8 protein-coding genes and 1 pseudogene are annotated in these 7,856 nt (G+C 56.2%); 3 read left to right on the plus strand and 6 right to left on the minus strand.

The features are described from left to right. The 6 genes from SMC5_RS11125 to SMC5_RS08120 all read right to left on the minus strand — a co-directional run. Positions 1 to 215, minus strand: a 215-nt coding sequence (locus SMC5_RS11125) for an adenosylhomocysteinase (protein ID WP_207799161.1), incomplete at its 3' end; no start/stop codon positions are given. Between the two features lie 73 nt (positions 216 to 288). Continuing rightward, complete coding sequence (locus SMC5_RS08105) at positions 289 to 1,236, minus strand: ABC transporter permease (RefSeq protein ID WP_119120305.1); 948 nt, start codon at positions 1,234 to 1,236, stop codon at positions 289 to 291. Continuing rightward, positions 1,233 to 1,802, minus strand: coding sequence for an ABC transporter permease (locus tag SMC5_RS11425; protein ID WP_207799162.1), 570 nt, complete (start codon positions 1,800 to 1,802; stop codon positions 1,233 to 1,235). Before SMC5_RS11425 ends, SMC5_RS08105 begins: the two co-directional genes overlap by 4 nt. Then, positions 1,795 to 2,325 carry an ABC transporter permease subunit gene (locus tag SMC5_RS11430; protein ID WP_455423458.1) on the minus strand — a complete coding sequence of 177 codons (531 nt, stop codon included), beginning with the start codon at positions 2,323 to 2,325 and terminating at the stop codon, positions 1,795 to 1,797. The genes SMC5_RS11425 and SMC5_RS11430 overlap by 8 nt, the downstream gene beginning before the upstream one ends. 355 nt (positions 2,326 to 2,680) lie before the next feature. After that, the gene (locus tag SMC5_RS08115) at positions 2,681 to 3,892 is read right to left on the minus strand and encodes an ABC transporter ATP-binding protein (protein WP_243625027.1); all 1,212 of its coding nucleotides are present in this window, start codon (positions 3,890 to 3,892) and stop codon (positions 2,681 to 2,683) included. 409 nt (positions 3,893 to 4,301) lie between these two features. Then, positions 4,302 to 4,919, minus strand: coding sequence for a DUF5671 domain-containing protein (locus SMC5_RS08120; RefSeq protein WP_119120306.1), 618 nt, complete (start codon positions 4,917 to 4,919; stop codon positions 4,302 to 4,304). A 305-nt stretch (positions 4,920 to 5,224) separates the two neighbouring features. On the opposite strand from SMC5_RS08120, the gene SMC5_RS08125 reads away from it, so the two are divergent. From SMC5_RS08125 to SMC5_RS08135, 3 genes and pseudogenes are all read left to right on the plus strand, one after another. Next, positions 5,225 to 5,608, plus strand: a complete 384-nt coding sequence (locus SMC5_RS08125) for a metallopeptidase family protein (RefSeq protein WP_119086319.1) — start codon at positions 5,225 to 5,227, stop codon at positions 5,606 to 5,608. A 63-nt stretch (positions 5,609 to 5,671) separates the two neighbouring features. Next, positions 5,672 to 6,565: a 3-hydroxyacyl-CoA dehydrogenase family protein gene (locus SMC5_RS08130; protein ID WP_119120307.1), complete on the plus strand. Its 894-nt coding sequence runs from the start codon at positions 5,672 to 5,674 to the stop codon at positions 6,563 to 6,565. Continuing rightward, positions 6,562 to 7,696 (plus strand): annotated as a pseudogene (locus SMC5_RS08135) (acetate kinase). Before SMC5_RS08130 ends, SMC5_RS08135 begins: the two are co-directional and overlap by 4 nt. Positions 7,697 to 7,856 lie beyond the last annotated feature (160 nt).

Here is a 7,856-nt window from a genome sequence, read left to right on the forward strand (position 1 = left end):
GTGGTGATGGGGTTGGACGCCGTAATGGCGACCTTGGCGCCGCCACGCTGCATCACGCAGGCCAGGTTGGCTGTCTTGGCCTCCAGGTGGAGAGCGATGACGACATTGAGCCCGGCAAAGGGCTGTTCCTTCTCGAAGCGCTCGGCAACTGATGACAGGATCGGCATGTGACGGATCGCCCATTGTATTTTTTGTTCACCCGACTGACTGCTCATGACTCACCTCCATGGGAGTAGTGAAAAGGCCGCCGGAGGACAATGTCCCCACGGCGGCCGGTATAAGGATCGACTAGCGCTGTTCCTTGTAATACGGGAGGCCGTCTGCCGCGGGAGCGATAGACTTGCCGACGAAACCTGCAAGGACAGCCAGCGTAAGGACGTATGGCAGAATAAGTGTAAGCCCGGGCGCCAGCTTGGGAGCGATACCCGTGACGGCGATGATGGATTGCACGATCTGGCCCGTTCCAAACAACAGCGCCGCTCCAAGAGCGCCAAATGGGGTCCACTTGCCAAAGATCATGGCAGCCAGACCAATGAACCCGACACCGTTGGGCATGGAGTCGCTGAATCCCGAGAATGAGCTAATGGACAGCGTAGCACCGCCAATGCCTGCGAGTGCAGCTCCTACGACGACAGCGAACCAGCGAATGCGAAATACGTTGATACCGAGCGTCGTTGCTGCCTTGGGATTCTCACCACAGGTACGGATGCGCAGGCCGAGGACCGTGTGGTACAGGAGCACGTGCATTAGGACCGTACAGATGAAACCGAACCATATCATGAACGACAGGTTGGAGAAGGCGCCCAGAAGGGGTATCTTGGCAAGGAAAGGGAGATGCACGCGGTAGGCCTGGGCTCCAAAGTAGTTCTGGATCTGTGGCGAATACCCGGTCGTGCTGAAGACGAATTCCAGCAAGTACGTCATGAGGCCGACGGCGATGACGTTGATAGCTACTCCGGAGACGGTCTGGTCACCATTCCACCTGATCGTGATGAAGGCGTGGAGTGCTCCCACCAGGCAACCGATGGCGATACCGAACAGCAGGCCGATCCACGGGGAGTGAGAGAAAAATGCGCCGAGCAGCCCGAAAAATGCGCCGAAACGCATGATGCCGTCCAAACCAATGTTGACGACGCCTGCGTTTTCACTGAGGACGCCGCACAGCGCGGCAAACAGGATCGGCATGGTGTAGTCCAGCATCTGGGCAATCGTGAGGTTGATCTGTGCGATGTTCATGCTGCGGCCTCCTGGTCCGCCGGCGGATCCCTGCGGGCGCGGCGGTGCTGGATAATCTTGACAAGGTAGTACCGCACGGCGACCTGCATGGCGATGAAACCGACGGCCATGCCCTCGATGATGTCGGAGAATGTCTTGGGAATGTTGGCGACCTGCATGGACGTGGCTCCGGTACGCAGTGCACCGATGAACAGCCCCGCCAGCACGACACCCATGGGTTCGCTTTGGCCGATCAATGCAATGGCGATGCCAGTCCAGCCGTACCCCATGATCGCAGTATTGGGAAACTGGTACTGCATGCCCAGGATGAAGAAGGTGCCACCAAGCGCTGCAAGGGCTCCGGACAAGAACATGAGCTGCATGATGCGGCGGCTGATGTTGATCCCCTGCGCACGCGGGGCTTCCATGCCGATGTTGGCGGTGTAGCCGATGGCCCGGATCTCGTAGCCGATCGTCGTCTTGTACAGTAGGAACCAGGTGGCATACGCCGCAAGCAACACCAGCAGGATACTGGTGTTGAGGCGTGTCGGCATCATGATCCGCAACAGCTTGGCTGTGTCAGCCACATAGAAGGTGCCGGAAGTGAACGTCTGGGAGGGAGGCGTCATGGGCCCAATNNACCAGCCAGCTTGTGATCAGGAACCAGGCGATCCAGTTGAGCATGATCGTGCCGATGACGATGTTGACGCCGCGCTTGACATAGAGATAGCCGGCGACTGCCGCCCATGCACCGCCCGCAAGCATGCCCATGATGATGCAGATGGCTCCATGCAGGAGTTGCGCTATCCAGCCGAAGCTCCCCAGGGTAATGTACATCGCCCCAAAAGTATGGGCTACGGGAGACCAATATCCAAAGAAGGTCGCTACAATGGCGCCTACCCAGAACTGACCCTCGGCGCCGATGTTGAACAGGCCACCCTTGAATGCCAGTGCGACCGAAAGACCTGTCGCAATGTACATGGCGCTCTTGATGAGTAGTTCGGCGAACTCGCGCCGCCATGCTGGTCCACCGGGGATGAGTCCCGAATCGCCAAACAGGAGCCCGTATGCCTGAAAGGGATTTCGCCCGGAGGCGGCTATGACAATCATGCCGAGGATCAGAGCCAGGCCCACGGAGATGAGAGGGACCCAGATATTCAGATGGTCTCTCCGACTGTGTCCCTGGTTGTCGATGCCGAAGAGTTTGAGGAACTTGGTGGTGAAATTGCTTTCGCTCACGATTGCACCTTCTCGTCGATACCAACGCCGAGCATCAGGAGACCCAGGGCCTCCTCGGTCGTTTTGTCCGGGGTTGTCTCTCCGACGATGCGGCCTTCAAACATGACCAGAATGCGATCGGACAGGCCGAGGATCTCAGAAAGTTCGAGCGAGATGAGCAGGATGGCCTTGCCGGCCTTCTTCTCCTCAAGCANNACATCCAGGCCGCGTGTCGGCTGTGAAGCGATCAGGAAGTTGTGTGGCATCGACAGCTCGCGGGCCAGGATGAGCTTCTGCTGGTTGCCGCCGGAGAGGGATCCTGCCGTGTCATAGACGTCGCCAGGGCGTATGTCATATTCCTTGACCTTCCCTTNNCCAGGTGCTGACCCATGACGGAGTTCTCGCGTACTGTGTATGGCATGACAAGACCTCTGCGTGCACGGTCTTCGGTGATGTAGCTCATGCCTTCCTTGCGCAGTTGCGCTGTCGTGACCATGCGCATGTTCTTTCCGTTGAGTTCCATTGAACCCGAGACTGGATGCGAGAAACCGATCATGGCGTTGACCAGTTCATCCTGGCCGTTGCCCTGAACGCCTGCAATGCCGACGATCTCTCCACCGTGAACGTCGAAGCTCATACCCTTGACGGCCTCGTATCCACGGTTGTTTCTGACGTGCAGATCGTGACATGCAAAGGCCACAGCTCCTACCTCTACGTCGACCTTGGGAATCTCGAGGACGACGTTGCGGCCGACCATCATGCGAGCCAGTTCCTCTTCGTTTGTGTCCTTCTTGTTCACGATGCCCTGGAGCTTGCCACGACGCAGGACCGCTATGCGGTCGGCGATCTCCATGACCTCTTTCAGCTTGTGGCTGATAAACAGGATGGTCTTTCCTTCAGCCTGCAGCTTGCGCATGGTCACGAACAGTTCGACAGTCTCCTCGGGCGTCAAAACGGCCGTGGGCTCATCGAAAATGAGGATCTCGGCACCTCTGCGCAACACCTTGAGAATCTCGATACGTTGCTGGACGCCGACGGGCAGGTCGCCCGCAAGAGCTGTGGCATCTACGGTCAGCGAGACGCGCTCCGAGAGTTCCCGGACTTCGCGCACCGCCCTGCCGTAGTCAAGGAAGATTCCCTTGTGCGGTTCATCGCCGATGACGATGTTCTGGGTGACGGTGAACCTTGGAATCAGCATGAATTCCTGGTGCACCATGCCCATTCGGAGCTTGATTGCATCCTCGACCGAACGGATCTTGACTTCGTTCTCGTTGATCAGGAGATCTCCGCCCGATGGTGTGTAGATGCCGTAGATGATATTCATCAGAGTACTCTTGCCTGCACCGTTTTCGCCGACGATGGCAAAAATCTCTCCCTTTTCGACTGAGAACGAGATGTTGTCATTCGCAAGATTTCCGGGGAACATCTTGGAGATGTTGCGTACTTCCAGTGCTTTCATGGCCTCACTCCCTTACAACGGCGAAGAGGGCAGACGCTGCACCCTCCTGGCGCCAGAATCTTCCTGTCACGGGCTGACAACCCACCATGACAAAAAGTTGGGACCGTCCAGGCCGTGACTGCCCTGGGGTCAACGGAACTACGGTGCTATTGTTCCCACCGCCAGACCGGTCCTCTCGCAACCCGTCGACACGGCGGCTGCGGGAGCTACGGTCAGGGAACCGGGGAATATTTTTCTCACCCATTTTTTCCTCTGCAGGATTGGTTGTCATCTAGCCATTATATACTAAACGGTCTCAAAGCAAGAAGACGCAAAGCCCTTTACAGACTTGCGATTGAGCTGCTGCAAGGGACTTGGCGCCTTCGTGGGCAGGGTGTTCTGATGAAGTCCGTGAGTAGCTTCGCTTGTGTCAGTCGCCCAGCGAGTCCCGGTGTTCGTGCTGTCCGAGATGCCAGTGATACAACCAGACGGGAGTTCCGACGAGGATGGCAACGATATTCCTGATAAGGCTTTGGATCGCGTACGTATTGTTCACCGAGACGGGACCGGTGGTGTTGGGTTGTACGGGTGTCACCATCCGACTTAGCGACATGAAGAACGCTCGATAGACGTCGGGAGCGATGTTGATGAGGTTGAACATGACGATGAACAGCCCAATGGCGGATAGTAAATAGATATAGAGCCTTCTGATGAGATCCCGGCGAACCTCCGACTGTGGTGTCAGGGTGGTCGCGATGGATTCGCTCGTCGCTTCAGGAGCGGTTGTTACAAATGTTGGTACGTGCTGGCGTGTTTCCTGGATGATGCTCCAGTGGTACAGCCAGACCGGCACACCGACTATCACTGAAGAGGCGAAGGTCAGCAGTGAGGCCAGTTCGTTCTGCATGCTGTCCGACGTGATCAGACGGAAGACATACATATTGAGGACACTGGTGATTGCCCCGATAAGCCCGGTAAGAGCCATGACGATCCCGACCACTGTGACGAGATACAAATAGATGGTGCGAACGACGTTGCGCTGTTTCATGGACACCTCCTGAGGCACACGGTGAGGTCGATCGCTGAGGGGCTGGGTACCAGGAGATGAGCCAGAAAGCTCCAGCCAGTCCTAGTGCCCAGTTGCATGCCTTACGACATCCCTCATCGATATATTAGAGAAAGTCCTGCGGTAATGCAAGAGCTGTGAGCGTGCGCGGTGTCATGGCGAGGAGATAGTCATCGAGCTCGGTGTTGCAGATGCCGACGTCACACACAACAGTGTTGGTCTGTCCAATGGTTGTGGTATGATAAATATATGATATCTATCGGTCGGATCAGGGAGCAGAATGCGTTGTGATTGAACTGGAACAGAAGGACTTTGAAGAACTCGTGCTTGTCGCTCTTGTCACGCTTCCTGATCAGTTCAGGACGGCACTCAAGAACATCGATGTCGTCGTTGAGGATTTCCCCCCGATGGATGTTTTGAAGCGTACCGGAGTTGCCAACGGCTACGGCCTGCTGGGGTTGTACCAGGGGGTTCCGCTCAGGGACCGGGGGCCGCACTACAGTGGCACTCTGCCCGACAAGATCAGCGTGTTCAAGGTCCCTCTCGAGTCCTCGGTCGATACGGTCGACGAATTGATGCCTCTTGTCCAGCATGTGGTCCTGCATGAACTGGGCCACTACTTCGGCCTCAGCGACGAGGAGATGCGCGAAAGTAGAGGAGACCTGCACTAACGTAAGGATTACAGTGGGCGCACTGCGTGCCACTCTTCCTATCTCGTAACAGGAGAGGTGTCCATGGAAATTCGAAGGATTGCGGTGTTTGGTGCCGGCGTCATGGGGGCGGGAATTGCTCAGGACGCAGCAGCACACGGTCTTGAAGTGGTGCTCGTCGACCAAACGGAGGACGGACTGATGCACGCTCGCCAGAGCATCGAGAACAGTCTCGATCTCGAAGTCCAGCGATGGGGTATTACGGGATCAGAGAAGAAGGTCCTGCTTTCCCACATCAAATTTACGTTGAATCGCCGTGACGTGGGCAGTGTCGACCTTGTCATCGAGGCCATCCCGGATGATCTTGCGGCCAAACAGGAGCTGTTTGCCCAACTTGAGTCCCAGTTTGAACAGATATGCCCGGGCGGGATTATTTACGTCAGCAACACTGCCATCTTACCCATCACTGATATCGCGCTGAAGATGGTCAACAAGGACCGTCTCGTAGGCATGCACTTCCTTGCGCCCGTTCCGGTGATCAAGCTGGTCGAGATGGTGCGAGGCGTCCACACGTCTCAGGCGACCGTCGACCGTGCGAAGGAACTGGCCCGCCGCATGGGCAAGACTCCGGTCGACGTGCTCGAAAACCCAGGCTACATCACGGCGCGTCTTGTCGTGCCCCTTATCAACGAAGCCATGATGCTCTACCAGGAAGGAACGGCCAGCAAGGAGGACATCGACGTCGCCATGCGCCTTGGATTCGGTTTCAACAAGGGACCGTTTGCTCTGGCCGACCAGATCGGGCTGGATGTCGTCCTCGGGTGGTCGGAGAACCTCTTCCGCGAGCTTGGCGAAACTAGATATCGTCCACACGCGCTCATCCGGAATCTGACTCGACGTGGGCACCTGGGAGTGAAGACCGGCGAGGGTTTCTACAGGTATGAGATCCCTGTCGACAATGCGGAGGAAAAGATATGAAGGTTCTGATCCTGAACTGTGGCAGCTCTTCTGTCAAATACAAGCTGTACGAGGATGACCAGCAACTGGTGGAAGGTCTGCTGGAGAAGATCGGCACCGCGCAGGCGCAACTCAATCACACGGTTGCCGGACGGAAGAAGCTCGTTTCTGTCCACGAGATCCTTGAGCACCACGCTGGCATCGAGCTCATCCTGCAAGTTCTGGTTGATCCAGAGAAGGGCGTCCTCGCAAGCATTGAGGACATTCAGGCTGTCGGGCACCGTGTGGTTCACGGTGCCGAGTCGTTCTCGGAATCGACACTGATTACTCCCGAGGTGGTGGCCAAGATCGAGGAGTGCATTGACATCGCGCCTCTCCACAATCCCCCGAACCTTGCGGGTATCTATGCCATCTCAGAGCTGTTGCCCAAAGTTCCCCAGGTCGCCGTCTTCGACACTGCATTCCATCAGACGATGCCGGACAAAGCGTTCATGTATGCGATCCCTTACGTTTTCTACGCCCGGAACCATATCCGCAAATACGGTTTTCACGGTATCAGCCACTACTACGTTTCGCATGAGGCTGCCACCATGCTGGGAAGACCTATCGATGAACTCAAGCTTATCACATGTCATCTGGGCAATGGCTCTTCTGTTACTGCTGTCGACCATGGCAGATCCGTCGATACGTCCATGGGGTTCACTCCTCTCGAAGGGCTACCCATGGGGACGCGCAGCGGAGACATCGATCCTGCCGTTCCCCTCTATATCATGGGGAAGGAAGAACTGAATCTTCAGCAGATCAATGCTCTGCTCAACAAGCATTCAGGCGTTCTGGGTATTTCNNGCACTGGAAGTGTTCTGTTACAGACTCAAAAAGTATATTGGCTCGTATATTGCGGCCATGAACGGGGCCGACGTGATCGTATTCACGGGCGGGATAGGTGAAAACAGTGATATCGTTCGTGAAATGGTCGTCAAGGACATGGAATTCCTGGGCATAGAACTTGACGCCGAAGCGAATCGCAACAAGAAACGTGGTGAGGCGGCAGACATCAGCTTGGCGTCTTCACGCATCAAAGTTCTGGTTATCCCGACCAACGAGGAATTGGTCATTGCTCGGGACACCCGTCGGATAGCGGCTTCAAACTAAATATCGATCATCTGTGTATATGTAAGAAGCCCACGGCGCGACAGCGCCGTGGGCTTTCTCTCTACCTTGTGATTGCCTTGACAAAATCGCCACGAGACGTAATGTTGGTCAGTGGAGAACTCATACTATACTACTAGGAGGTATCTGCTATGAAGTGGGG

The organism is Candidatus Cryosericum odellii (assembly GCF_003570935.1).
In the GTDB taxonomy this organism is placed as follows: Bacteria; Caldisericota; Caldisericia; order Cryosericales; family Cryosericaceae; genus Cryosericum; species Cryosericum odellii.

Coding starts and splice junctions, on each gene's coding strand:
- SMC5_RS08130 (WP_119120307.1), top strand. CDS start 5,672: ATGGAAATTCGAAGGATTGCGGTGTTTGGTGCCGGCGTCATGGGGGCG.
- SMC5_RS08105 (WP_119120305.1), bottom strand. CDS start 1,236: ATGAACATCGCACAGATCAACCTCACGATTGCCCAGATGCTGGACTAC.
- SMC5_RS08120 (WP_119120306.1), bottom strand. CDS start 4,919: ATGAAACAGCGCAACGTCGTTCGCACCATCTATTTGTATCTCGTCACA.